We start from the raw sequence: 25,534 nt of genomic DNA, 5'->3' as shown, positions 1-25,534 counted from the left end.
TCGTGCCGAGCTATCGCTATCGCGCGTTGACGCAGTCCGGTGAAATCGTCGTGGGATCTCTCGTCGCGCCGTCGCGCAGCGAGGTCGAACGGCGCATCTCGTATCTGCAACTGCTGCCGATCGAAACCGTGGAGGAGAAGAAGGAGCGGACGGGGGCTGCGTCCGGGCTCTCGTTCGGCGCCCTGTCCGCGGCTGAAGTGACCACGTTCACGCGTGACCTGGCCCTGCTGCTCAAGGCCGGCGCGCGGCTCGACGACGCGCTCGATCTGTTGTCCGGCGATTCCGACATCGGCCGCCTCCGTCCCGTGGTGGCGCGGCTGCGCGCGGCGATCATGGCCGGCGAAAGCTTCGCCGACGCGGCGGCTGCCCAGCCGCGGCTGTTCTCGCCGATGTATGTCGCGCTGATGCGCGTCGGCGAAGCGTCGGGAACGCTCGACCACGTGCTGACTGCGCTGGCCGGCGAACGCGAGCGTTCCGAGGCGACGCGACGCAAACTGACCGACGCGATGCAATATCCCGCCTTCGTCTTCCTCGCGGCGATCGGCGTGATGCTGTTCTTTCTCGTGGCCGTGCTGCCGAACTTCTCCGCCGTGCTGCGCGACTTCGGCGGCCGTGCCGATACCGCGCTCGGCTTCTTCATGACGATGTCGGATCTGCTGCGCGCCAATGCAGTTGCGATCACGTTCGGCTGTGCGGCGCTGCTTGCGGCAGGCTGGTGGCTGTTGCGTCAGCCCGCGGTTCGCGCCGGCCTGACCAGTGTGCTGGCGGTGACGCCCGGCATCGGCGGCCTCCTGCTGTTCTATCGGACCAGCCTGTTCTGTCGCAATCTCGGCCTGCTGCTCGGCTGCGGCGTCAATCTGAGCGCTGCCCTGCGCATCCTTGTCGACGTGATGGCGGTGACGTCGTCGCGCGCGCCATGGTCGGCGGCGGCGGATCGCGTCCGTCACGGTGGCAAGCTGTCCCAGGCGCTGTCGGCCGACAACATGCTGCCGCCGATGGCGCTGCGCATGCTGCGGCTCGGCGAGGAGACCGGCCAGTTGCCGACGCTGTCGACTCGGATCGCCGAATTCTACGAAGCCAAGCTGCAGCGGGGACTCGACCGTGTCGTCGGCATCGTCGGTCCCGCCGCCATTCTGCTGATCAGCGTGGTCGTCGGGGGCCTGATCGTCTCGATCATGACGGCCCTGCTTTCGGTGACGCAACTGGTCGGCTGACCGACATCAAGGAGAACGACATGAGATCAGATACGCAGATCGAGCCGGCCACGAGGGCCGGGCGCGAACAGGAGCGCGGCTTCACGCTGGTCGAGATGCTGGTCGTGATCACGATCATCGGACTGATCATGGGGCTGATCGGTCCGCGCGTTCTGAACTATCTCAGCGAATCCAAGACCAAGGCGGCGCGGATCCAACTGCAGAGCTTCTCGGCGGCGCTCGATCTGTTCTATCTCGATGCCGGCCGCTACCCCTCGACCTCGGAAGGTCTCGCGGCGCTGGCGCAACGGCCGGCCGGATTGAGCGCCTGGAACGGCCCCTATCTCAAGGGCGGTGCCGTGCCGAAGGATCCGTGGAATACGGCCTATGTCTACCGCGCGCCGGGCGACCACGGCCCGTATGACATCCTGTCCTACGGTGCCGATGGCCAGGAGGGCGGCAGCGGAACGGCGGCGGACATCGTCCTGGGAACGCCGACGCAGACGAGCGCGCGCAGTGAGTGACGACGGCCAGCGCGGTTTCACGCTGCTCGAGATGGTCTGCGTGCTCGCGATCGTCGCGCTGCTGGCGTCGGTCGCGCTGCCTTATCTGCCGCGGCAGACGTCGCGACCGCGGCTGCAGGCCTATGCGCTGCAGGCGGCGACGCTGTTGAAGTCGGATCGTGCCTCATCGATGCGGACGGGTACGCGCGTCGACACTGAGATCGACACGTCGCGCCGCTTGATCCGCTCCGGCAGCGGCGCGGCTGCGTTGAAGCTGCCCGACGACGTCGCGTTCCTGGCGACGTTGCCGCGCAGCTGCCAGCATCGGCCGGTGCTGGCGACGATCAGCTTCTTTCCTGACGGCCTGTCCTGCGGCGGCGCGATCACCCTGTCGCGCGCCGATCTGAGCCTGGAGATCAGGGTGAACTGGCTGACGGGGAGGATCGACATTGTCTCGCGCGCGCTTGCCAATGGTTGATATAGGCGACCGGAGTGACGCAGGCTTCACGCTGATCGAGGTGCTCGTCGCGCTTGCCATCGTCAGCGTGTCGATCATCGCCATCGGCGCCGTGGTGTCGCGCAACGCGGCCAGTGTTCGCAAGCTCGAACAGCATGTCACCCTGGTCACCGACATGAGGCTGGCATTGGCAACGATGCTGGCCGATCGCGGCCGGCTGCAGCCGGGCAGGATCGATCAGCGCTCCGGCTCCGGGGCGGTGGTGCTGCAGGTCAGGCCGCTCGGTGGTGATTGGAATGAGCCGGCCGGGCAGACCGAGTGGATTCCGGAGGCAGTGACCTTGCGTGTGAAGACCGGCTCGGGCGCCGTCGCCGATGTGCAGACGGTTCGCCTCGCGCGAGGAGCGCGCTGATGCGCGTCCCACCCGATCGACCGAAACAGCAGGGCTTTGCGCTGATCGAGGCGCTGGGCGCGCTCGCGATTGCCGGAATCGTGTTGTCGGCGCTGGCTGCGGTGACGTCGCAATGGCTGCCGGCATGGAAGCGCGGATTGGATCGCGTGCAGCGCGCCGAGATGGTGGCCGCCGCGCTGCGGCGGGTCGGCGATGATTTCGCTGCCGCGCAGTTTGTTTCGGCCAATCGCGAGCAGAAGGGACCGTTGTTCGTGGGCGACGAGGTCTCGGCGGTGTTCGTGCGCGCCGAGTTTGGTCCGAATGCGGGACATGGCCTCGATATCGTGCGCATCGGCGAGGAAGGGGGCAGGGGCGAGCGCGCTCTGCGGCGCTCGCGTGCCGCGTTCGAGCCCGTGTCGGTCGGCCAGCCCGTGGCCGAGCATTTCAAATTCGTCGATCCCGTGGTGCTGCTGTCGGCGCCGTTCCGGATGTCGTTCGCCTATGCCGACAGGACGATGGCCTGGACGACGGAATGGCGCGATGCGACCAAGCTGCCGTCCGCCGTCCGCATGACGATCTACGACGACAGCCGTGGCGGCGCGGCCGTACTCGTCAGCGCAGTCCGTATTCAGGTCGATGCGCCGGGGGGCGGTTTTGCCGATACGGGAGCGGGCGGCACCGCGAACCAGCCAGCCGTGGCCGAGCCGGCCCAACCGAACAAGAGCGAGCCGGTCGACTGATGCCCGTTCGCTTCTTCAGCAATGGCTCTGCCGACCGGCGCGGCGCGCAGGATGGCTTCATCCTGATCGCGGCGCTGTGGATGCTCGCGGCGCTGGCGGCCCTCGTCGTGGTCGTCTCGCAGCAGCTGGGCAGCTCGGCGCGGTTGCTGCGACTCGAAGACGAGGCGGTCGAGGCCGATGCGCTGATCTCGGCGGCCATCGAACTGTCGGCCTATCGTCTGCTGCTGTCCAAGGATGAGGAGCGGCCGCGGCAGGGCGGTTTCCGCCTGGCCCTTGCAGGCAACGACATTGCTGTCTCGTTCGTCAACGAAGCGGCGCGGATCGATCTCAACACGGCGTCGAAGGACATGCTCGAAAACCTCTTCGTCACGCTGGGCGTCGACCGGGATGCCGCCAAGGATCATGCTGAGCGGGTGGTCGCGTGGCGCTCCAAGCCATCCGATGCAGCCAAGGCCCAGGCGGAGGAGGCGCGCTATGCGGCGGCCGGTCTCAAGCGTGTCCCGCGCATGGCGCCGTTCGCGCATGTCGGCGAGCTGTCGCTCGTCCTCGGCATTCCCGCATCGCTCGTCGATCGGGCCCTTCCGTTGGTGACCGTCTTCAACGGCTCTCCCGGAATCGATCCGACGATCGCTGCACCGGAGGTCGTTACAGCATTGCCGGGAATGACGCCGCTGATCTTGAAGGATTTCCTCAACGCAAGGGCGTCGCTGTCACAGGATGCCGATACGCTGGCCAAGACGCTCGGTCCTGTTGCGAAGGATGCTGCCAAGGGCAAGAGCAAGGCCTATCGGCTGCGCATCCTCGTCGGTCCGGCGGGCGGGCTTCGTCATGCGGCGACGGCGGTGATCGTTCCCGGCGAAGGCGAGGAGCCGTATCGGTTGCTGGCGCGCCAAGACGAGGGGCCGCAACCGAGGGGAGCGCTTCAGGCGCGGAGGATGCCATGAAGCTGACCGAAGCGATCGAGCGCGGACTGACGGCATGGACGGCCAGCGTCGCGACAGCGATCGAAGCCGTGGCCGATCGGCAGCTCAGACGTCCGCAGGTCCTGGTCCGCCATGACCGAACAGAAAGCGTCGTCTTGACGATTCAGGCGCAACCGAAGGCGAAGGTGAAGCCGATGCCGGCCCCGGCAAGGGTGAATCCGGCGGCCGGCGCTGCGCAGGCCGGGCTCTCGCCGGAGTGGCTGCGAACGTTGCGCGGCGCCGCGCTGGAAATCCATCTGGCCGCCGAGAGCGTCCTGGTCCGCCCGCTCGACTTTCCGAGGCAGGCCGAGCCGTTTCTCGATGGCATGATCCGGACTCAGATCGGCAGGTTGACGCCGTGGAATCTCGATCAGGTCCTCTACGGTTGCAGCGCCCCGCGCGCAGCCGGGGATCGGATCGCGCTGACGCTCGCGGCGACGCCGCGTGCTCTGGTCCAGCCCTTGCTTGCCTTGGCCGATCAGGTCGGCGCCGCCAGGCTCGTCATCACCGCCGATGTCGACTCAGCCGATGGCGGCCAGATCCAGATCTTCAAGACGTCGCTGCGCTCGTCGCTTGCCGGCGGGCGCGATCTCGGGCGCGTGCTCAAGCTCGGCTGGCTGTCGGTTGCTGCGACCACGGCCGTGCTGCTGATCGCGACAACATTGATCGGCGGATATCTCGATGGCGAGCTCGAAGATGCGCAGGCGCAGGTCACGCGGCTGCGCGCGGCGCTGCGGCCCGCGATGGGCGCCACCGCCGCCGACGGGCTGCTCGCCAAGCGCAAGCAGACCAGTCCCGCCAGCGTCATCGTGCTCGACACGCTGTCGAAGATTCTGCCCGACGGGACGTATGTCGTCGAGATGCATGTCGAGAACGATCGGCTGCAGATCTCCGGCCTGACCCAGGACGCCCCCGCGCTGATCCGGCTGATCGAGCAGTCGCCGCAGTTCAGCCGCGCCACCTTCTATGCGCCGACGACGCGCACCGCCGGGGAAGCGGGCGAGCGTTTCCATATCGAGGCGCGCATCAACGCCTATTTCGGGGACCGGGCATGAACTGGTCGACATCGCTGCGCCGGATCTTCGTGAACTCGCCGGCCGCTTCTGCGATCCTCTATGCGGCGACCATCGTCGCACTGCTCTGGCTTGGTGCTGCAGCGGTCGCCGATCTCGTCGCCAAGCGCGACCAGCTCAATGACACCAACGCGCAACTGGCGCAGTTTTCGGGACGCAAACGGCCGGCCAGCAGTTCCTCCTCGGACAGCGCGACGGCTCCGGGCGGATCGGTGTTCGTCGAGGGACGAACGGTCACCATCGCGGGCGCGGCGCTGGTGCAGCGCCTCACGGAGGCGATCAGCAAGGCCGGCGGCAGCGTGCTGTCGACCCAGGTCGAGCTACCGGCGGCGCGCGGCAACGAGAACCTGATCAGCGTCGTCGCCAGCTGCGAGCTCGAACAGCCGGCGCTGCAGCAGTTGCTCTATGATCTCGAAGCGGGATTGCCGTTTCTCTTCGTCGATCAGCTGCACGTGCAGCAACCGCTGGCGGCCGCGGCCGGCGGTGTGGGGCGGCTGACGGTGCTGGTCACCGTGTCGGGCCAATGGCAGGGAAAGATGTGATGCGATCGTTCGTCGGTTCAGGTCTCGTCACCGTTGCGACCGTATGCGTGCTTGCAGCTTCGCTCGGCCGTGCCTGGGGTGAGACGGCGGATGGTCTCGAGCCCGCTGCGCCCGTGCAGGCCGCGCCCGGCGCCTCCGACCCGCCGGCCGTTTCCGAGGCGCCCAGCGCGCAAGTCCCGGGGCGCAGGAGTGCCAACCCGCTGTGGGATGTTCCGATCAGCGCTCTCTCGGCGACGCGCGACCGTCCGATCTTCTCGGCCTCGCGCCGGCCGCCACCAGTTGCCGCACCCGTCATGGTCATGCGAGCGCCGCCGCCTCCGCCGCAAGAGCCGGAACGACCAAACCTGCAGCTCGTCGGCACGGTCATCGGCGACGAGGAGAGCTTCGGCATCTTCGTCGATGCGTCGTCGCAGGCATCGCTGCGCTTGCGGGTCGGCGCCTCGCATGAGGGATGGGTGCTGCAGTCGCTGCGACCGCGTGAGGCCTCGCTGCTGAAGGCGCCGGAGACCGTCACTCTGCAAATGCCGCAGCTCGGCACAGCCGGCAGCGGCGACGTGCAGGCGGGACCGATGACCCCGCCTGCGCCGCCGGGCGGACGCGAGCGGATGGCGCGGCGGGCGCGTTGAGGTCACGGCTTACCGCATTCAGAAGGTCACGAGCAATTCGCTCCCGGTGGCCTGCAGAGCGAGTACGGCAAGCAGGCCGAGGACGAGGAACGGGCCGAACGGCAGCGCCGTTTGGCCTGTCAGCCGGCGGCCCATGATGAAGAGGACGAGCGCTGCGGCGAGTGCCGTCGTCGCGGCGATGAGCAGCAGGATCGGCATATTTGGCAGGCCGGCCCAAAGCGTCGCAGCCATCAGAAACTTGACGTCGCCGAGGCCCAATCCTTGGCGGCCGCGGGCCATTGCGTAGAGCAGCCGCAGCAGCAGCAGCGCCGAGCCGAGGGCGAGGGCTGCGGCGCAATTCCACAGTGCCTCGGGGAGATCGACAAGCGTCGCCAGTCTTGCGAAGCCGCTGGCGGCGACCAGTGCATTCATCCAGTCCGGCAGCAGCCCGCTGCGCAGATCTGTCCAGATCAGTCCGGCGCAGGTCAGGAGCAGCACGACGATCGTAACGATGTTGATGGCGTCGGTCACGCAGCCCTGGAATTCGCGGGGTCGGATCGCCCGAGCATAGGCCAGCTCAGGCTGCGAGCGATAGTCCCGCCATCATCAGGCCGATTGCGGCGACCCAGCCACCGACTGCGCGCACCGCGATCCCGCGCCAGCTCGATACCGGCTCGGTCTCGGGACGCCTGAAGGTGACCGCCAGCGCCATCACGAGGGTGATGGTGACGTAGCCCACACTGGCGAGACCGGCGGCGTAGAGGAGGCGGTCGGTCTGCGGCACGAGCTCGCCGGCATTGGCGGCGCCGCGCATCACGCCGAGCACGAATGCAATCACGCTCAGCAGGACCACGGGAATGCGCAAGGCCGCCGCCAGCAGCAGCCCGAGAATCAGAATGGTCGCGGCATCGCCGAGTGGAGACACCGCCGTTGCGCCAGAGCCGGCGGCGAGTGCAAGCCCCGTGCACAAGCCGAGCGGGAACACCACGACGAGCCAGCGTCCGCTCGCCGTACCGAGCGAGCCGGCCAGCAACCCGAGGGCGACCCAGACCACGACGTCCTGCAGCGCGAGCAGCGGGTGCAGGGCGCCGGCGTAGAAGTCGCCGAGCCGGGCCGACACGATATGGGCATCGGCGAGCTGCGCTTGCGTCAGCAGCAGCGCCGATGCGAGCAGGGCGGTCCGGCGGTACGTGCTCATGCCGCGACTCCGAGGCTCGCGACCAGGAAGTAGCCGCCGAGCGCGGCGATGGCTGCTCCGACGCCTTGGATGATGCGCTCGCCGCCGGGCCAGCGCGCGAGCGCGCCGATGGTGATGCCGCAGGCGTGGAGAAGACCGGTCGCGACCACGAAGCCGCAGCCATAGGCCAGGGGATTTGCCGCCGTCGGAAGCTCGACGCCGTGCGCGTGGCCGTGAAAGATGGCGAAGATCGCAACGATGATGGCCGCAACTGCAAACGGGACACGGATGCGGATCGCGACCGCGAGCCCGAGCACCAGCGCCGACAGCGCGATGATGAGCTCCGGGACGGGCAATCCGACCTTGAGGATTCCCAGGACGGCCCCGAACGCCATCACCAGCGGGAAGACGACCGGCAGGATCCAGATCGCCGCGCCGCCGAGCTGCGCGCCCCAGATGCCGACTGCAACCATCGCGACCAGATGATCCAGCCCCGTCAAGGGATGCAGCAGGCCGCTGGCCAGCCCGCCGCCGACGCCCGTCTGCTCGTGGGCAAGGCTCGGATTCGCTGTCAGCAGCGAGAGCAGCGCCGCACCCAACACGGCGTGCAGGAGTTTGCGCGCGATCATGTTCGTCCCATTCGTCATCATGCGGCCGCCAGAACCCGCACCAGGCGGCCCAGGAACCAGAACATCGATACCGAGCCGATTGCATAGGCCGGCAGCTCGGCGCCCCAGCGCGGCAGCGCCGCGCCGAGGCGGCGATGTGCCCAGATCAGCGCCAGCACCAGCAGCACGAACAGGACCTGTCCGATCTCGACGCCGACATTGAAGAAGAGCAATGCCGCAGGCAGGATCCGTCGTTCGAGCCCGATGCCTGCGAGCGCACTGGCGAAGCCGATGCCGTGCACCAGACCGAAGCTGAAAGCGACAGCCCATGGGTAGCGGGCGGTCAGCCCGGTCTCGCCGCGCTGCTGTTTGACGATCTCGACGCCGACAAACACGATGCTGAGCGCGATGCAGGCGTTGAGCGGCCCTTCGGCGACGCCGATCCATCCGAACGCCGTTGCGGCCAGCGAGGCGCTATGGCCGATCGTGAAAGCCGTGATCGTCTTGAGCAGGCGCCAGCCGCCCTGGACGATCCAGATCAGCCCGAGCACGAACAGCAGATGATCGGCGCCGAGCAGGATGTGGTCAATGCCGAGATTGACGTATGTCTTGGCGAGCTCGAGCCAGGTGTCGAGCGTCGGCGCATCGGTGCCCAGCACGGTCACGACCGGATTGGCCGCAGAGATCGTGTAGCTGCGCGTCTCTCCAGCGAGCGACGTCACGCGGATGATGGCGGCCGACATGTCCTCGCCGAGATTGGCGATCGTCATCTGCCCGACGAGGCCCTTGTCGCCGCAATTGAGCTCCGGCAGGCGCAGGTAGCAATGCGGGGGCATCTTGAGATCGATGCGGTTGACGCCATCCTTCGGCAAGGTCGTCCATCGCCCGATATACGCGCCGGGGCGCATCTCGCGAAACTCGAGCACGGCGATCGTCGCCTGATGCGCAGCCGCCGGCCGCCCGGGCAGCAGCGCTGCGAGCGCGAGCACGATGGCGATCAGGGCGCGCGCGCCGGTCACGGCTCGTACCTGATCGTGTAGTTGGCCTTGAGCCGGCTCACCGCCTCCCAGGCCCGTTTCCGTGTCTCTTCGGTGTGCCAGATCTTGGCCGCCTCGGCGCGGATGTCCTCGAGCTTCGCCGGAGCGCCCGGCTTCCGGGCGTCGAGACGAACCACGTGCCACCCGTCCTTCGACTGCAGCAGGGTCCATTCCTGGAGGGGCGCCTTGAGCAGGCCGTCGCTGAAGCCGTCGCCGAAGCCGGCGGCCAGGCTCGGCACCGGTCGGTCGAGAATCGCGCGCGTCTGATCGCGCAGCTCCTCGGATTCGCGCTGCTCGCGAATGTCGTCCAGATAGCGCCGCGCCGTCGCCTCGTCGCTGGGTGGCGTCATGAAGAAGCTGACACGCTCGGGCTCGTCGAACCGGGCATGATTGTCGGCGAACCAGGCGCGCAACTGCTCCTCGCTCGGCTGTGGCACGCGCACCTGATCGAAGATCAGATATTGCAGCTTGAACGCGACACGGTCGCGGATCATCTCGTCGCCGCGGTCGACGCCGAGCGTCTTGCCTTCCCGATAGAGGATTTCGCTGGCGACCCAGGCCTCGACCATCTTCTGCAGCTCGGCCTCGCTCGGGGTCCGCTGCTTGTCCTCGTCGAACGTGTCGATGAAGGACTGGCGCAGGGCCTTGGTCACGGTGATGACCTTCTCGTCCTTCGCCGGCGGGTGGATGATGGCATCGGCCGCGAAGATCAGGCCACCGAGAACGAGGAAGTGCAGGAGTGGCTCCCTGCTGAGCCCGCGCAGGGCGGTCACGGATGATGATCGCGCAGGGGAAGAGCTGTTGCCATCTTGCTGATTGGAGCGTGCAGAGGCGCTCTCGAAGGTCTGCGCCGCATTCGACATGGCAGGGGCTGACATACGTTCTTTACAACTCGGACCGCGCTCGTTGCGCGGCGCGTATATGCAACGGCACACTTGCCGTTGTCACCGGGCAAACGTCAGTGTCACAAAAATTTCGCAACGACGGCCGACCGCGATGTTCGTGGGGAAGACGCCAGCAAAAATAAATCCTTCAACAAACTGTCTCCGAGTTTTGGTTTGGTCGCGCCGCGAATGACGACGGCGCATCGGTCGCGTTGTCATCTCGGTTTGGAGATCGATCGAATTCTTTAGGGGCGACGATAATGGTTCCATCTACCAAGACAATCCTGCTGACAGCGGCCTCGGTCTCGCTGGCCCTGTCACAGAGCGCCGACGCTGGGGAGCGTTGGGGGGAAACGACCAAGAACAATCCGTATGTCGCGGGCGACATGCACAACCACAACACCTGCACCGACGGTTCGGTTGCTGCCGGCTATGCGATCGACCGCTCGGTCGGCAAGGGCACCGCGGCGGCTGGCGGCAACAATTTCGATCTCGACTGGTTCACGCTCGGCAACCACGGCGGTTCGGGCAACCGCGATTGCCGCTTCAGCGATGCGAGCGCCAACATCCCCGGCGACAACACGACGACGTATTGGAGCCAGACGCTCGGGAAGACCATCGACGGCATTACGATCACCAGTCTGAAGGGCACGCCGAACGGCACCGATACCGGCGCCAAGATGTGGCGCTGGCAGTCGATCAAAGAGATCGAGTACCCAACCATCGTCAATCGCACCGCGACCTACAACAAGGTGCTGGTCGAGGGCCTGGAGTGGATCCTGCCCGGTCACGAGCATGGCGACGTCGCCGTGATCGCCGGCCAGAACCCGCGCGGTTACGGCAATGCCGACAAGATGGCCGAGTTCGAATATCGCTTCGACCGCGCCGACACCGACGCCATCGGTCCGGTCGATGCCAGCAACAACCCGGTCTGGGCCGGCAAGGACAATGTCAACAATTCCGGCACGGCCGGTCACCAGAAGGCCGTCGCCGGCATCGCCTGGCTGCAGGCGAACCACCCGCTGCAATCCTATGCTGTGCCGACCCATACCGAGCGGCAGGGACCGTTCAATCCGAACGGCTCGGCCGGCTACAACATCGAGCACTTCCGTGACTTCAACAACGCCGGCCCGACGGTCGCGTTCGGCATCGAAGCCCCGGGTCACATGGCCGAGGGCGGCGTGAACGGCGGCTCGGGCTCCTATGGCTCGGGCGCAGTCGGCGGCGGCACCTACGGCATGCAGGGCGTCTACACCGCCAAGGTTGGCGGGCTGTGGGACGGTCTGCTCGGCGAAGGCCGCAACTTCTTCCTGTTCCAGAGTTCGGACTGGCACAGCCGCGGCGTCTATGGCGCGCGCGATCCCGGCACGACGGCGGACTTCATCCCCGGCGAGTACACCAGGCTGTACGTGCCGAACGAGCGGCGCTTCTCCCAGCAGTCGATCATCGACGGCATGCGCTCGGGTAATTCCTACTCGGTCAACGCCGACATCATCGGCTCCGACATGGAGTTCCGTGCGAAGGGTGAGTGGGACGACGACTGGAAGACGATGGGCGAGACGCTCGTCGTGCGCCCGGGCGAGAAGGTCACGCTCGAGATGGAGATGACCGTTCCGGCCTCCAACAACAGCCCGTACGGCTTCAACAACCCGCTGCTGCTGCCGGTCGGCATCAAGCAGCCGTTGAACAAGCCCTATCTCGACCACGTCGATCTGATTACCGGCGACATCACCGGTCCGATCGCGCCGGGCGCCCCTGGCTATGCGGTGGCCAATGCCAAGGGTGTCGATGGTGCGGCCATCGTCTACAACACGTCGGCCAAGATCGCGAAGCAGATCCCGGCGACCAAGATGCGGAGCCACAAGCTGCGCGACGGTTCGACCCGCCTCAGCTTCACGACCACCTTCATCGCCGGCCAGACACCGTTCTACATCCGCGCCCGCGGCACCAACATCCCGCCGGCGACTCCGAACGTGTCCGACAGCGCCGGCAATCCGCTGCTCGATGCCAACAACGCCACCGTCAGTTGCACAGATCCGGCATGTCCCTCGCACCTCGGCACGGTCGGCGGCGTCAAGAAGGTGACCAACGACGTGCAGGCCTGGTCGAACGTCTGGTTCTACGCGAACCCGATCTTCGTCCGAACCTACAGCACGCCCAAGCTGCTGGTCGAAAAGAATCAGGAGCTGGCCCGCAAGCTGGCTCACGAGCATCACCACTGGCACGATTGGGACCACTGGGGTCACTGGGGCCACTGGGGTCGCTGGGCGTTCAACCGCGACTGATTGATCGGCACCAATCCGGCGGGACATATCGTCCCGTCGGATCCTGCTCACTCCGAGCGCCAGTTTGCGAACCGGCGCTTCGTCTTTGAAACCTGCTTTTCCCTGGGGTTCGTCGAGGTGATGTCGCGTTTGTCCGCCGTGAGTCTCGCCGTTCTAGTCCTCACGATCGCAGTCGCATCGGCGCATGACGAGGAGCCGACGCAGGAGGTCTGCGACGCCGCAGTGGCGGAGGCCCGCGCACAGGCGGCGACCCTGCCGGCGGACGACGTGTCGCGTTATTTCGCCGAGCGGGACATTCAGCAGGCGCTGGTCGAGGCCGGCAATGGCGAGTTCGATGATTGTGTCGAGAAGGCCGAGAGGGCCGTGCTGGAAGTGCGCGACCGGCCCCACAGCCTGAGGCCCGGCGAGCGGCTCAACATTCTCAGTGCCGACGAAATGCCGACGCGCTGACGGGCGCGCACCGCGTCTCCACTCTCGTCATCCGGCTGTCATGCAAGTCGGCAAATTGTCGGTCCCGTTGCGGCGCGTGCAAGGCCTTGAGACATGGACCAGATCGAAGCTCTTTTTCCGATACCGTTGTTGCGTTCGCCTGGGCTCTTGAGCGCCGAGCTCAAGGACGCGGCGGTGGCAGCCATCCGCCATTCGAAGATCGAGAACAACCTGCGGTCCGGACAACTGTTCCACACCGAGGTCGCCGATCCCCGCGCCAATAATCTGTTTCAGACCATCGCCGAGCTCGCCGTGCCCAAGCTGATCGATTTCGGCGAGCTGCTGTTCGGCGAGAAGCTGCGCTGGACGGTCAAGGAGATGTGGACGAACATGCTGGAGACCGGCGGCAACCAGACCCTGCACGCCCACGCCAACAGCTTCATCTCCGGCATCTTCTATCTGACGCCGTCTCACCCCGGCAGCCGCACCGTGTTCGTGCGGCCGCCCGGCGGCAGCGACTTCTCGTTCCGCCATCACACGCGCAGCGCCGCGGTCGGCCCGTTCAATGCCGGCAAATACGTGCTGCCGGAGGCGGAGCCCGGCGATCTCGTGCTGTTCCCGAGCTATCTCTACCACGAGGTGCCGCGCAATCAGGGCGACCAACGTATCACGATCGCTTTCAACGCGATTCCTGATCATCTGGATTGCTGGGGCTACCGCGTCAGCTTCTCGTCCTGACGCTCTATCGTTCGAACTCGCGCGACAGCAGGTCGCGCGCTTCGCGTCGCGACGGCGCGGCGGAGTCGATTGCCCGAAGCAGGCGTTCAGCAGCCGCGCGATCCGATGCAAGCAGCGCTTTTGCCATGCTCATCAGCGGCGCATAGGCCGGCTCGAACTCGGCGCTGGCGCGAATGGAATCGAGGAGACCGGGCGCGGCGGCTGCGATGAGCGCCGGCCCGCGCGGTTCGCCGGTCAGCGCCGCGCCGACCTGGATGAATTGGTTGCGGGCCCGCCAATAGGCGCCGAGTCGTTGCTCCCACATTCCGCGTTTCGAGTCTTCCAGCAAATCGGCCGCGTCGGTCTTTGTCTGGCTCAGGACCGTCAGCAGCAATTGCCATGGGGCCGCCGAGAGAGCGTGGACGTTGCTGCGCGCGTCGAACGTGACGAATGGGAAATCGTCGGTGTTGCGCGGTCCCGGACCGGCGAAGCTCGCGAGTGCTTTCGCGCCAGCGACATACTGGCCCAGAAGGTCGACCGGCTGATCGAAGCCGAGAGGTTGAATGATCGGGTCAAGCTTCCGGTCGGAGAACCGTGCGGCGACGAGTTCGGGGGCGATCGGGCTCGGGGCGCCTGATCCGATCAGAGCCAGCATCGGCGTGCGCACGCTGTAATGGTTCAGCCAGGCGGACCCTTGTGGAAAGACTGCGAGAAAGCTCCTGATGATCGCGCGCAGCGACGGCGCATCGAGCTGATAGAGCGGCAGCCACTGGCAGAACACGCCCTCGGCCGCCAGTCGCCGCTTGACGGCCGCGAAATGTTCGACCGTGTACAGCGCGCCGCTGCCATCGAGCGCCGGGTGGAACAGGTCGGCCACGATCACGTCGTAGCGTCCGTCATCGGCGATGACGAAGCGCCGGGCATCGGCAACGGAGATCGGCGGCCTTTCCTTCTCGGCCGCGGGGTTGTCGAACCAGGGCAGCAGCGCGACGACTTCGGAAGAGAGTTCGACCGCGCGCACGTCGAGATCCGGCATCTGCGCTGCGCCGAGCACGGTCGCGCCGGTGCCGACACCGAGGAAGAGGGCCTTGCGCGGCGCTGGATGCAAGAGCAGCGGCAGCATGGCCTGGCGGAAATCGGATCGGACCGAACTGGTGCCGCCCATGCGGAAGTGGCCGTTCACCTCGAGATAGCGTGCTCCTGAGGCGTCGTCGACGACGCTCGCGGTCGCCATCGGTCCCTCGCGCACGGCCAGAAGCTTGCCGCCCGGCGGGACCCTGATGAGCAGCGGGGCGGGAAGCCACAACAGCGCGAGTGCAAGCAGAGCGGGCGCCGCCGCCCAGCGCAGCGCAGCGCGTCGGGGCTGCAGCAGCAGAAGATATCCGACGGCAACGAGGACCAATGCTCTCCAAGTGCCGAAAGCGGGAATCAGCAGCTGTGCCGCGACCAGCGGCGCAATGGCTGCGCCGAGGCTGTTGATGCCGACGGCCCAGCCGACCGATCCTCTGACGTCGCGGACATCCTGCATGAGCTGGCCGAACAAGGCGCCCATCGCCATCGCAGGCAACAGGAACAGCGCCAGCGCAATGCCGAGCTCGCCGACGACGCCGAGGCTCGCAGCGCTGTCAGCGAGGCCGCCCAGCAAGGGCGTCACGAGCGCCGTGCCGAGGCAGACGAGCGCGGTGCCGCTGATCAACGCGGTTCTGCCGCGCGCAACCGTGTGCCCCACGCGCTGCCAGATCATGCCGCCCATCGCAGTGCCCAGCAGGTAGGCGGCCAACAGACAGGCGAAGCTATAGACCGTGTCCTGCATCATCTGCGCGGCCAGGCGCACGACCAGCACTTCGAACACGATGCCGAGCAGGCCGGTGACGAACAGGGTTCCTGTCAGGCGGAGGCCGGCGACAGCACGCCTGCGATCGTCGCGCGCGCGAGCGTCGACCTTTGGGGCTCGGTCGAGGCGAAGCGCTGCGAGCGCGCAGGCTGCGTTGACGGCTGCCAGGCAAAGCAGCGTCGCCGACAATCCGAGCGCGGGGATCAGCACGAAGGTGGACAGCAGCGTGCCGGCGACGGCGCCGGCGGTGTTCGCGCCATAGACGCCGGCGCTGACCGGCCGCGTGCCATGCGCCGCGGACATCATGCGTTCCAGCGCGGTCAGCGTGCCGCCCATCGCCACCGTCGCCGGCAACAGCATCAGCGTCGGCAGCAGGAAGCTCGCGCTCCACAACAAGATGGGGGAAGGCGCCGTGCCGAGAAGCGGCGCGAGGGCGCGCGCGCACGCGGGAAGCAGCCAGACCGCACATAGCCCCCACAGGCCGATGACCGTTTCGAGGACGGCATACACCCGGTGCGGATTGGCGGCGCGGCGGATCCGGCCATCGAGGATGAAGGCGCCCACCGCCAGCCCGGCAAAAAATCCTGCGATGGCGCCGAGCACGGCCATCATCTCCGTGCCCAGGGCGAGGGCGAGCTGGCGCGTCCAGACGATCTCATAGCCCAGCCCGGCGAGGCCGGATGCTGCAATCAGCAGCTTCAGCGTTCTCAGCCGAGCCATGCTCTGGCGGGCGACGAGATCGACGCCGGAAGACCGGACGCCTTGCTTCTCCGCGACCAGATCATTGTCGCGCGGGTCTGCGTGGCGTGCCTCGGTCAAGATCTGGTACCTGCAATTCCCGTGATCGGTCTTCGGATGCAGCGCGCCGTGCGGGATACTGCTCCGAGCGCTGGATCAAGCTCGGCTGCATGGGCCGCCAAGGTCGAGATCGTTTCCTTGTGTTCGTGTTTCGTGACGGTGGTTTGACAGAAGCTGTGGGAGCACGCGGCTCGGCGCAGATGGTTGTATCGCATGAGACCCGTCAGGGAGCGATGACCAGACGCAGCCGCGATCTGCGGAACGTTGTGGTTGAATTCGGTAAACCATCGATCCTCTCCGATCCGACATTGTTGTGCTGCGCACGAAAAACGGGTCGAAATCGGTGGAAACCGGTGTAAATGCGCGGTGATCGGGTGGCTCTGGTACACTTCCAATGGCTGATGTCTCGAATAAAACAGTGGAATCAACGTCTTGGCGCTTCTCCGTCGCGCCGATGATGGATTGGACCGACCGGCATTGCCGGGTGTTCCATCGGCTGCTGTCGCGCCGGGCGCTGCTCTATACCGAGATGGTCACGACCGGTGCCGTGATACATGGCGACCGCCAGCGGCTGCTCGGCTTCGATCGAAGCGAGCATCCGGTGGCGCTGCAGCTCGGCGGCTCCGATCCCGGCGATCTCGCGACGTCAGCCAAGATCGGCGAGGAGTTCGGCTACGATGAGATCAATCTCAATGTCGGCTGCCCGTCGGACCGGGTGAAGGACGGCCGCTTCGGGGCCTGTTTGATGGCCGAGCCTGCGCTCGTCGGCGCCTGCGTCGCCGCGATGAAGCACGCCGTTCGCATTCCCGTCACGGTGAAGTGCCGCATCGGCATCGACGATCAGGATCCGGAAATCGCACTCGATATGCTGGCGGACGCGGTCGTCGACAGCGGCGCAGACGCGCTGATCGTGCACGCGCGCAAGGCGTGGCTGGACGGCTTGTCGCCGAAGGAGAACCGTGACGTCCCGCCGCTCGACTACGACAGGGTGTACCGGCTGAAGGCGAGGCTGCCGCACGTGCCCGTCATCATCAATGGTGGCATCGGCAGCATCGAAGCTGCGCAAGGTCATCTCGCGCATGTCGATGGCGTGATGCTCGGGCGAGCGGCCTATCAGGAGCCGTGGCGGCTGCTCGATGTCGATCCCGTCCTGTTCGGCGACGTCGCGCCGCATCGAACCATGAAGGGCGCATTGGCGGCGTTCGAGCCGTACATCGCGCGCCAGCTCGGGCAGGGCACGCGGCTGCACGCGATCACGCGGCATCTCGTCGGCGCCTATCACGCGGTGCCCGGCGCACGCGCGTTCCGCCGCCATCTCGCCGAGCGCGGCGTCAAGCCGGGCGCCGGCATCGAGGTGCTGCGCGAGGCGGTCGCGATGGTCGAGGAGCGCCCTGCGGTTGCTGCGCTGGCCTGAGCGGCTCAGGCCAGCGGCGGCAGTTCGACAACGGCCTGTCGCGCGACCGGATTGCAGGCTGCCACGAGGCTCAGCCCCTCAGCTGCGATCGGGAAAGCCGTGCAGCATCAGCCGGTCGGAGCGCACTTCCCAGCGCTCCAGCCGGTCGAGGAAGCTCATGCCGAGCAAGTTGGTCTTCATCTGGCCGTGCGGCACCACCAGCGCCGGAACCGAGCGTTCCACCAGTTTGCCGATCGCGAGCCGGTCCAAGGTCAATCGCGCCGCCTTGGTGTGGCCGCCAGCGGTCTCGACGTCGACGTCGTAGGCGAGCAGTTCGAGCGGCAGGCCTGCGGCCTTGGCGGTCTCGTAGGTCAGAACCACCGATGTGGCGCCGGTGTCGACCACCATCGGCGCGGTGACGCCGTTGATCTTGGCGCGCAACGCGAACTCGCCGCCTCTGGTGCGCTCGATCTCGACCGCGTTGGTCGGAGGACTCGCCTTGGCCCTGAGCGCGCGGCTGCGCAGAACCTCCGACACTGTGTCGCTCGCGAGCGCCGCCTGCTCGGGATCCTTGTAGACGATCACGGCGCCCGCGGTGAGCACCATGGTGACGAAAACGAGCACGACCTTGTTCATGCCGCGCCTCCCGTCGGCACGGAGGCGCTCAGTCGCGCCGACGCGCCAGCGCGGGCAGACCGGCGTCGTGCATGCGGGACGGCAGCCCGTCCATCAGCGCGAGCCGCTCGTCGGTCGACATGCGGCCCCAGCGGGCGATCTCCGGCAGCGTGCGTCCGCAGCCGAAGCAGAGTTTCGTCTTGGGGTCGATCATGCAGACGGCGATGCAGGGCGTATCCTGGCTCATGGCGCGAGTTTGAAAGGTTCTGACACTGTCGTGCAAGTGCAATCATCTCACAGTCCCGTTCCGGCATTCATGATCGGCTTGCGCACCCGGCGCTTCTCCTGAGCGGGGGCGATCGCATGCTCCGGCTGCAATGGCGGTGCCTCGTCCGACAGCGGAGCGAGCGCCGACATCACCCGCTCCGGCGGGAAGGTGACGATCACCTCGGTGCCGATGCGGACCTTCGATTTCAGCGTGAACGTGCCACCATGCATCTCGATCAGATTCTTGGCGATGGGCAAGCCTAATCCCGCGCCCTGTTCGGCCGACTTGATCGAGTTGGAGCCCTGGCCGAACGACGCGAGCACGATCGGAATCTCGTTCTCGGGGATGCCCGAGCCGGTGTCCTTGACGCTGAGATATTGTCCGCCCGAGGCCGTCCAGCCAGCCTTCAGCCAGATGTCGCCACCCTGCGGCGTGAACTTGATGGCGTTGGAGAGCAGGTTGAGCACGACCTGGCGGATCGCGCGCTCGTCGGCCCACAGCCGCGGCATCTTCTGCTCGAACACCTCGTGAATGGTGATGCCGCGGCTCGTTGCGCGCAGCTTCAGCAAATGGTGGCAGTCGGCGATCACGTGCACCAGCGCCACGGCTTCCTCGTTCAGCTCGTAGCGGCCGGCCTCGATGCGCGAGAGATCGAGGATCTCGTTGATGAGGTTGAGCAGGTGAACGCCCGAATTGTGGATGTCGGCCGAATATTCCTTGTAGACCGGCACCGCATGGACGCCGAAGATCTCGCTCTTCATCACCTCGGAAAAGCCGAGGATGGCGTTCAGCGGCGTCCGCAGCTCATGGCTCATCTGCGCAAGGAAGCGCGACTTGGCGACGTTGGCGGCCTCCGCGCGGTAGCGTGCCTCGTCGGAGATCGCCTTGGCCTGCTCGAGTTCGCCGATCAAGGCGTCCTTCTCGGCGCGCGCTTCGAGCGTGGCCAGCGTCGTCGCATGCAGCTGATGGGCGAGCAGCACGAAGTAGCCTTCGGCGGCGACGGCGAACCCGGCGAGCAGGTAGTTGTCGAACGTGCCCGACAGCGCGAGGCTGAGGGTGATGGCGACCGTCATCGGTGCGGTGACGGCGACGGCGGCGACGGGCAGGTTGGCGGCGAGCATGCTCGAGACCGCGATCACCAGCAGCATCAGGAACATCATCAGCGTGCCCGACACCGCCGCGAGCGCCGGATGGATCAGGATCGCCATCCAGCAAACGCCGTAGAGCAAGTCGAGCAGCACGAAGCGCGTGCGCCAGCGCCGCGTCGCCGCCAGCGACGGCTGGTCGGCGAGGAAGTTCGAGCAGTTGCGCACGATCGCGGCATGAATGCAGAGCACGCCGAGCGTCCATGCGCCAGCCGCGATCGTATGCAGCCAGACGCTGAGCATCAGGCCGGTTGCGACCACCAGCAGCACGACGATGTAGGAGGCGGAGATGCGGGTCTGTGCGTATTGGCGCAGCAGCTCGCGATCGAAGGCCGGACGTGTTCCCGACGTCGACGTTAACCGGTCGCGCGCCTCGCGCACCCGCTGCTGCGCGGCCCGGCGCTGGCTTGCTGGTGCAAGCGCCGGCGGATCTGCCGGAAGCTCGACGACCTCAGGCTTTTCAGCGGGTTTACTCATCAAACAACACAAATCCTGCCCGCGAGGTACGGGCTGCTTTCTGCATTGTCTATAACTGGGCCCAAATCCTTAAGACGGATTATAGACAACGAAAAATTTGCGTTAACCGCGCGTTAAATTAACGATTGTGGCGAGGCTCAGCGGAGCTGCATTCGCAGGCGGCGCCAGCCGATCACCACGCCCGTGACGCTGAAGACGAGGCCGATCGCGCAGAGGCCGACGATGAAAACCGTGCGCAGCGCCGCATGGGCGAGCAGGGCCGGAAAGTCGAGCGTGTGCAGCGCCTGATAGAGCCACCGATAGGCGCGTCGGGACGGATCGAGCTTCTCGAGCACCGCGCCGGACGCGGCGTCGACATGATACCAGGTGTCGCCGCAGATCACGCGATGGACCGGCGCGCCCGGCACATCGGAGACGAACGGATAGTCGTCGCCCGGCTCGACTTCGGTCGAGCGCGCGCAATCGCCGCGCAGGCGCGACACCGCGGTATTGACGTCGGCCGGCTGCAGGAAACGGCCGACGATGCGTGCTGATGCGCCGTCCAGCACCGAAATCTGCTGCTGGCTCGGCGCGCGCCGGATGCGCTGATAGAGGCGGCCGCCGAAGGCGAACCACTCGATCTCGCGGACCTCGCCATGCGCCGCCGCGAGCGCCGCCGTCGCCAGGCCGGTCCAATCCGGTGCGCCGACGAGAATGGCTTGTTCGGACGGCGTCAGATGGCCGGTCGCAAACAGCCTGCCATGGTCCATCGACAGCCAGCCGCTGACCATCCAGGTCAGCACGAACTGCATGCAGATCAGGCCGGCCCAATGATGCCAGAGGTGCCAGCCGTGGTAGCGCGAGCACAGCCGCGCCTTCCGATATCTCAGCCGCATCGGGCCGAGCAGCGCGCCGCTCACGGCGGCGATGACCGCCGCGAGCGACAGCCACCACACGACGGCGTTCCAGGCCGCCCAGTCCTTGCGCAGGACGGTCGGATAGATCCAATGGACGACGCTGCCGACGTAGTTCCAGGCGCGTTCGGACCGTGTCGTGTCGAGCACGACCTCGCCGGTGATCGAGGACACGTAGAGTTCGGTGCCATTGGGATCGTTGAGCGCGATCCGGTGCAGCGGACGATGCACGTCGAAACGGTTCGGCACCGTCCATTGGTCGTAGTGCTCCAGTGAGGCGATGGTGGCGCCATCGGCGTCGAGCCCGCGCCGCCGGGCTGCCGTGCGCGCGATCGACAGCACGAGGTCGGGGGCGCTCACATCGGCCGCGGCCAGCGTGTCTGCACGAATGGCCGCGCTGCGGCCGGCGGCCGAGATGACATAGACCGGACCATCCACGCGCTGCATCAGCCGGATGCGGTCGGGATGATCGATGCCACCTGCGACGAGGGCCTCCGCGGGACCGTGCAGCGACAGGGCGGTGTCGAGCACGGGCAGCGCGGCGAAGCGCTCGCTCTCGGTCTGCGCCGGGAACGGCACGTAGTGCATCACGATCCCGGTCGCGAACCACAGCACGAACAGCGGACCCAGCGGGATGCTCAGCCAGCGGTGCGTGAGGATCAGCGCCCGGATCATGCGGCCATCAGAACTTGAACGAGGCTTCGACCTCGTAGGTGCGGGGCGCGCCGAGGAAGATCTGGTCGGGATAGAACGGATCGCTCCAAGCCGCATAACGTTTGTCGGCAACGTTGCGGACGCGGAAGGCGAGCCGCGTGCTGGTCGCGGTGGCGAACAGCGGCACCCTCGGCAGGTCGACGAACGCGAACAGATCGGCGGTGGTGTAGGCGAGCAGTTTCACCGTGTTGGCATCGGTGCTCCAGCGATCGCCCACGTGGCGCACGGAGAAACCAAGCTCGACCGGCCACCAGCCGGGATTGAGGAAGCGGTAGGAGCCGCCGCCATTGACGATGACGGCGGGAATGTTGGGCGGCGTGTTGCCCGAGAACGAGCCGCCGCCGGCGAGATCATAATCGGCATAGCGGGCGCGGACATAGGCGACGTTGCCCCAGAGCCTGCTCTCGGGTGTCGGCCGCACGGCGGCTGCGACCTCGATGCCCTGAGATTTCACCTTGCCGGCCAGGTTGAGCTGCTGGCCGGCCTGGGCGCTGTAGACGTTTTTGCGTTCGATGTCGAAGGCGGAGAAGGTCCACTCCGCACGGCCGTTCCACGCGAGCTGCTTGACGCCGGTCTCATAGCTGCGGGAGTCCGAGAGCGTGAGGTTCTGGGTCGGACTCAGCAGGAAGATGCTGTCGGCGGAGATGTCGGTGGCGGTCGCATATTGGCTGTAGAAGGTGGTGCCCGGGAACACTTCCCAGGTGTAGCCGATGCGGCCCGTGACCGGCTGCCAGCTCTTCGAGTAGGGGAAGCTGCTCTTCACGACGCCGTTCTTGTCGATCGAGTTGCGGTCGAGCGAGAACGGGTTGTAGCGCAGGCCGCCGACCAGCGCGAAATTGTTGGTGAGCTTCAGCCGGTCTTCGAGATTGAGTGCCACGCTGTCGATGGTGGCGGTCTGCAACTGCGTTCCGAGCGGGCCGTAGACGCCTCGGTCGAAGCCGGTCAGCGGAATGCTGTCACCCGGGAAGATCGCCGCGCCAGGCCGCGTGAAGTCGGTATGCGAGCTTTCCACCGCTGTCACGAGCCGGTTGGCCAGACCGAACAGGTTGGCGTTCCAGGTGAGGTCGGTGGTGTTGCCGACCATGTTGTGGTTGTGGTGGACGAAGAACCGCTCGCGATCGACGGTGTTGGTGGTCGCGTTGAACGCCGAGACCTCGTTGTTGTACCAGTCGCGGCTGGCGTTGTAGTTGTAGACTTGGCTCCGCAGCCTGACGTCGTTGCTCAGGTCCCATTCGAACCCGCTGCGGACCCACGATTCCTTGATCGTCTTGTGGCCGTCGACCACGTTGTAGTTGGTCGACAGCGTGCGGCCGTCGATCGTGACGGCGCCGAGATCGGTGCCGTTGTAGGCCGACACCTTGGTGCCTGAGACGATGCCGCTGGTCGCGTTGGCGCCGCTGAAGGTGACCGGCACCAGCGGCGTGCCCTCATAGGGCTTGGCCTTGTAGTCCTTGAACTCGGCGGCAAAGAAGGTCTTGAAGCTGTCGGACAGCCGGTAGTCGAGCTGGCCTGAGACATGGATATTCTTGAACTCGGTGTCGTCGATGAAGCCGACCTCCCTGGTCCGGCTGATGTCGAAGCGATAGTCCAGGCCCTTGACGGTCGTGCTGCCGCCCGAGCCGAAGCCGCTGCGGAACGTGCCGCGCTGGTCGAAGCCGACGAAGGCTTCGCTCTCGATCGGGCCGGTGTGCGGGGTCTTGGTCACGAAATTGACGGTGCCGCCGACCGCGCCCTGGCCCGAGATCAGCGAGGAGGGGCCCTTGAGAAACTCGACCCGGTCGAGGTTGAACGTCTCCATCGTCAGCGCGGTGAAGCCGGTCGGGCCGATGTTGATGCCGTTGTAGAGCACGTTGACCTGATTGCCCTGGAAGCCGCGCATCGCGAAGCCGACATCGTTCGGGGCATCACCCGCGCTGACGCCGGCGGCGCCTTTCACCGCGTCGACGGTCGTGTGGTAGCCCTGCTCACGCAGCGTCTCGGCGCCGACCACCTCGATCGAGGCCGGCAGCTCGCGTACGGTGAGGCCGAGCCGGCTGCCGCTCGCGGGCGTCGCATTGCCGTTGAGCGGCGTGGTGGCCGCCGTGTTGGACGAAGGCCGCGTCGGCGCTGCTGCGGGCGTGGGCGCGGCCATGCGCCGGGACGCCGGAGGTGTGGTCCGACGGGCGGCTTGGGTCGAGGAGGGCGCGCGGCCGGCCGCCGGGCGCTGCCGCGGCGCATCGACCGTCACGTCCGGCAGCAGGGTGTCTGCGGCGGCCTGCCTCCCGTCCGGAGGGGAGGTCTGTTGGGCATAAGCCGCCGGCACCGCCGACCAGCCTGCCACCAGCAGCCCCGCAAGCGATATCGAACCCCAGACGTCGCGCACGCTCATTCCGCTCCCCATCGCAGCAGCCGGCTTTCCGGCCATCTGCGCCCCCAGCCAACGTTCATGATCACCACGACGAGAGTTAGCCCAGCCCAACGGATATGTAATGTTATAACATTACATATCCATTTTTCTCTGAGTGGGTGTCTCGACGATCGGGCAACACATGCGAACGATTAGCGATTGCAAGGGGTATCAGCGAGTCGCAGATGGCGCAATGGCGCCCGTCCGCGGCGGACGTATCCCGCCGCGTGTCTGCGGCAATACATGGGGGAAGGCAGATGAGCCGGGGCCTGCCAAGGTCCCGGATCGGAAATCTGCCGCCGCAGCACACGCGCAGCGGCAGATCGATCAGTCGGAGAGCGGCGGAATCACTTCTCCAGCCGGGCCAGCAGGCTCGACGTGTCCCAGCGCTTGCCGCCGAGCTTCTCGACCTCGGAATAGAACTGGTCGACCAGCGCGGTCACCGGCAGATGGGCGCCGTTGCGGCGCGCTTCGCTGAGGCAGATCGACAGGTCCTTGCGCATCCATTCCACCGCAAAACCAAAGTCGTATTTGCCGTCGTTCATGGTCTTGTAGCGGTTCTCCATCTGCCAGGACTGGGCGGCGCCCTTGGAGATGGTCTCGATGACAGCGGGAACGTCGAGGCCGGACTTCTTCGCGAAATGGATACCCTCGGACAGGCCCTGCACGAGGCCGGCGATGCAGATCTGGTTGACCATCTTGGTCAGCTGGCCGCTGCCGGCCGGTCCCAGCAGCTTGCACATCCGGGCATAGGCCGCGATCACCGGCTCGGCGCCGGCATAGGCGTCGGCGGTGCCGCCGCACATCACCGTCAGCACGCCGTTCTCGGCGCCGGCCTGGCCGCCGGACACTGGCGCGTCGATGAATTTGAAGCCGGCCTTGGTGGCTGCGGCGTCGAGCTCACGTGCCACTTCAGCCGAGGCGGTGGTGTGGTCGACGAAGGTCGCGCCCTTCGCCATGCCGGCAAATGCGCCGTCCGGGCCGATCGTGACCGCGCGCAGGTCGTTGTCGTTGCCGACGCAGCACATCACGAAGTCCTGGCCTTCCGCGGCCTGCTTCGGCGTGGGGGCTGCCTTGCCGCCGAACTTGTCGGCCCATTCCTTCGCCTTGGCCGCGGTACGGTTGTAGACCGTGACCTCGTGACCGCCCTTCTTCACGAGATGTCCTGCCATGGGGAAACCCATGACGCCGAGACCGATGAAAGCGACTTTAGCCATATGAGCTACCTTGACCTTGGGGTTCTGCCGACAGCCTTGAGAGGGCCGGGCTGTTCTTGAAAGGAACACATCAGCATCCGGCGCGGGTCGCGGCGGTGCTGGACGCCGCACCATAACGGCTTGAGAGGCGGGGGCAACGGCTTCGTGACGGATGCGAAAGCGGCGCCGCGTGCTAAAGAGGCATCATCATG

General features: G+C 66.6%; 25 protein-coding genes. 13 read left to right on the top strand and 12 right to left on the bottom strand.

What is annotated here, in order from left to right; all coding sequences use genetic code 11:
• Nucleotides 1–2 precede the first annotated feature (2 nt).
• The 9 genes from ACQR0W_RS23695 to ACQR0W_RS23655 are packed head-to-tail and all read left to right on the top strand — an operon-like array spanning nt 3 to nt 6,487.
• Nucleotides 3–1,214 (top strand): type II secretion system F family protein, encoded by a 1,212-nt coding sequence (locus tag ACQR0W_RS23695; RefSeq protein WP_434840829.1) that lies wholly within the window; start codon nt 3–5, stop codon nt 1,212–1,214.
• A 20-nt stretch (nt 1,215–1,234) separates the two neighbouring features.
• Complete coding sequence (gspG, locus tag ACQR0W_RS23690) at nt 1,235–1,717, top strand: type II secretion system major pseudopilin GspG (RefSeq protein ID WP_315827805.1); 483 nt, start codon at nt 1,235–1,237, stop codon at nt 1,715–1,717.
• Nucleotides 1,710–2,174, top strand: coding sequence for a prepilin-type N-terminal cleavage/methylation domain-containing protein (locus tag ACQR0W_RS23685; RefSeq protein ID WP_315717469.1), 465 nt, complete (start codon nt 1,710–1,712; stop codon nt 2,172–2,174). The genes gspG and ACQR0W_RS23685 overlap by 8 nt, the downstream gene beginning before the upstream one ends.
• A complete protein-coding gene (locus ACQR0W_RS23680; RefSeq protein ID WP_434840830.1) occupies nt 2,167–2,565 on the top strand; it encodes a PulJ/GspJ family protein in 399 nt (132 codons plus the stop codon). Before ACQR0W_RS23685 ends, ACQR0W_RS23680 begins: the two co-directional genes overlap by 8 nt.
• A complete protein-coding gene (locus ACQR0W_RS23675; protein WP_434840831.1) occupies nt 2,565–3,284 on the top strand; it encodes a PulJ/GspJ family protein in 720 nt (239 codons plus the stop codon). Before ACQR0W_RS23680 ends, ACQR0W_RS23675 begins: the two co-directional genes overlap by 1 nt.
• Entirely contained in the window at nt 3,284–4,228 is a 945-nt protein-coding gene (locus ACQR0W_RS23670) for a general secretion pathway protein GspK (protein ID WP_434840832.1), read from the top strand. The genes ACQR0W_RS23675 and ACQR0W_RS23670 overlap by 1 nt, the downstream gene beginning before the upstream one ends.
• The gene (locus ACQR0W_RS23665) at nt 4,225–5,301 is read left to right on the top strand and encodes a PilN domain-containing protein (protein WP_434840833.1); all 1,077 of its coding nucleotides are present in this window, start codon (nt 4,225–4,227) and stop codon (nt 5,299–5,301) included. The genes ACQR0W_RS23670 and ACQR0W_RS23665 overlap by 4 nt, the downstream gene beginning before the upstream one ends.
• Complete coding sequence (gspM, locus tag ACQR0W_RS23660) at nt 5,298–5,861, top strand: type II secretion system protein GspM (RefSeq protein WP_316193699.1); 564 nt, start codon at nt 5,298–5,300, stop codon at nt 5,859–5,861. The genes ACQR0W_RS23665 and gspM overlap by 4 nt, the downstream gene beginning before the upstream one ends.
• Nucleotides 5,861–6,487 carry a hypothetical protein gene (locus ACQR0W_RS23655; protein WP_434840834.1) on the top strand — a complete coding sequence of 209 codons (627 nt, stop codon included), beginning with the start codon at nt 5,861–5,863 and terminating at the stop codon, nt 6,485–6,487. Before gspM ends, ACQR0W_RS23655 begins: the two co-directional genes overlap by 1 nt.
• 18 nt (nt 6,488–6,505) lie before the next feature.
• Here the strand turns inward: ACQR0W_RS23655 and ACQR0W_RS23650 are convergent, their stop codons facing one another.
• The 5 genes from ACQR0W_RS23650 to ACQR0W_RS23630 are packed head-to-tail and all read right to left on the bottom strand — an operon-like array spanning nt 6,506 to nt 10,151.
• Nucleotides 6,506–6,997: a prepilin peptidase gene (locus ACQR0W_RS23650; protein WP_315717476.1), complete on the bottom strand. Its 492-nt coding sequence runs from the start codon at nt 6,995–6,997 to the stop codon at nt 6,506–6,508.
• 46 nt (nt 6,998–7,043) lie between these two features.
• Nucleotides 7,044–7,664, bottom strand: a complete 621-nt coding sequence (locus ACQR0W_RS23645; protein WP_316170896.1) for a HupE/UreJ family protein — start codon at nt 7,662–7,664, stop codon at nt 7,044–7,046.
• Nucleotides 7,661–8,272 carry a HupE/UreJ family protein gene (locus ACQR0W_RS23640; protein ID WP_316164902.1) on the bottom strand — a complete coding sequence of 204 codons (612 nt, stop codon included), beginning with the start codon at nt 8,270–8,272 and terminating at the stop codon, nt 7,661–7,663. Before ACQR0W_RS23640 ends, ACQR0W_RS23645 begins: the two co-directional genes overlap by 4 nt.
• Before the next feature lie 17 nt (nt 8,273–8,289).
• Nucleotides 8,290–9,270 (bottom strand): HupE/UreJ family protein, encoded by a 981-nt coding sequence (locus tag ACQR0W_RS23635; RefSeq protein WP_316170895.1) that lies wholly within the window; start codon nt 9,268–9,270, stop codon nt 8,290–8,292.
• A complete protein-coding gene (locus tag ACQR0W_RS23630; protein WP_315717486.1) occupies nt 9,267–10,151 on the bottom strand; it encodes a peptidylprolyl isomerase in 885 nt (294 codons plus the stop codon). Before ACQR0W_RS23630 ends, ACQR0W_RS23635 begins: the two co-directional genes overlap by 4 nt.
• 281 nt (nt 10,152–10,432) lie before the next feature.
• On the opposite strand from ACQR0W_RS23630, the gene ACQR0W_RS23625 reads away from it, so the two are divergent.
• The 3 genes from ACQR0W_RS23625 (at nt 10,433) to ACQR0W_RS23615 (ending at nt 13,624) form a co-directional block, all read left to right on the top strand.
• Nucleotides 10,433–12,457, top strand: coding sequence for a hypothetical protein (locus tag ACQR0W_RS23625; RefSeq protein ID WP_315827811.1), 2,025 nt, complete (start codon nt 10,433–10,435; stop codon nt 12,455–12,457).
• A 120-nt stretch (nt 12,458–12,577) separates the two neighbouring features.
• Complete coding sequence (locus ACQR0W_RS23620; protein WP_315717488.1) at nt 12,578–12,907, top strand: hypothetical protein; 330 nt, start codon at nt 12,578–12,580, stop codon at nt 12,905–12,907.
• A 93-nt stretch (nt 12,908–13,000) separates the two neighbouring features.
• Nucleotides 13,001–13,624, top strand: a complete 624-nt coding sequence (locus ACQR0W_RS23615; RefSeq protein ID WP_316187168.1) for a 2OG-Fe(II) oxygenase family protein — start codon at nt 13,001–13,003, stop codon at nt 13,622–13,624.
• Between the two features lie 4 nt (nt 13,625–13,628).
• Here the strand turns inward: ACQR0W_RS23615 and ACQR0W_RS23610 are convergent, their stop codons facing one another.
• Nucleotides 13,629–16,256 carry a spermidine synthase gene (locus tag ACQR0W_RS23610; protein WP_316170893.1) on the bottom strand — a complete coding sequence of 876 codons (2,628 nt, stop codon included), beginning with the start codon at nt 16,254–16,256 and terminating at the stop codon, nt 13,629–13,631.
• Nucleotides 16,257–16,629: 373 nt separating this feature from the next.
• Between ACQR0W_RS23610 and dusA the strand changes: the two genes are divergently transcribed.
• Nucleotides 16,630–17,649: a tRNA dihydrouridine(20/20a) synthase DusA gene (gene dusA / locus ACQR0W_RS23605; RefSeq protein ID WP_316187169.1), complete on the top strand. Its 1,020-nt coding sequence runs from the start codon at nt 16,630–16,632 to the stop codon at nt 17,647–17,649.
• 78 nt (nt 17,650–17,727) lie between these two features.
• Here the strand turns inward: dusA and ACQR0W_RS23600 are convergent, their stop codons facing one another.
• The 6 genes from ACQR0W_RS23600 to ACQR0W_RS23575 all read right to left on the bottom strand — a co-directional run bounded on the left by ACQR0W_RS23600 (nt 17,728) and on the right by ACQR0W_RS23575 (nt 25,343).
• Complete coding sequence (locus ACQR0W_RS23600; RefSeq protein WP_315717625.1) at nt 17,728–18,264, bottom strand: TIGR02281 family clan AA aspartic protease; 537 nt, start codon at nt 18,262–18,264, stop codon at nt 17,728–17,730.
• 28 nt (nt 18,265–18,292) lie between these two features.
• Entirely contained in the window at nt 18,293–18,490 is a 198-nt protein-coding gene (locus ACQR0W_RS23595) for a DUF1289 domain-containing protein (protein WP_315717626.1), read from the bottom strand.
• 47 nt (nt 18,491–18,537) lie between these two features.
• Nucleotides 18,538–20,133 (bottom strand): sensor histidine kinase, encoded by a 1,596-nt coding sequence (locus ACQR0W_RS23590; RefSeq protein WP_315717627.1) that lies wholly within the window; start codon nt 20,131–20,133, stop codon nt 18,538–18,540.
• 137 nt (nt 20,134–20,270) lie between these two features.
• Nucleotides 20,271–21,701, bottom strand: a complete 1,431-nt coding sequence (locus ACQR0W_RS23585; RefSeq protein ID WP_315827815.1) for a PepSY domain-containing protein — start codon at nt 21,699–21,701, stop codon at nt 20,271–20,273.
• 7 nt (nt 21,702–21,708) lie between these two features.
• The gene (locus ACQR0W_RS23580; RefSeq protein ID WP_315827816.1) at nt 21,709–24,108 is read right to left on the bottom strand and encodes a TonB-dependent receptor domain-containing protein; all 2,400 of its coding nucleotides are present in this window, start codon (nt 24,106–24,108) and stop codon (nt 21,709–21,711) included.
• Between the two features lie 365 nt (nt 24,109–24,473).
• The gene (locus ACQR0W_RS23575) at nt 24,474–25,343 is read right to left on the bottom strand and encodes an NAD(P)-dependent oxidoreductase (RefSeq protein ID WP_315717630.1); all 870 of its coding nucleotides are present in this window, start codon (nt 25,341–25,343) and stop codon (nt 24,474–24,476) included.
• Nucleotides 25,344–25,534: the final 191 nt, after the last annotated feature.

The organism is Bradyrhizobium sp. HKCCYLRH1034 (genome assembly GCF_051168375.1).
Classification (GTDB): Bacteria; Pseudomonadota; Alphaproteobacteria; order Rhizobiales; family Xanthobacteraceae; genus Bradyrhizobium.
Note: the sequence above shows the minus strand (reverse complement) of the source record. Positions and strands in the feature narration are given on the sequence as shown.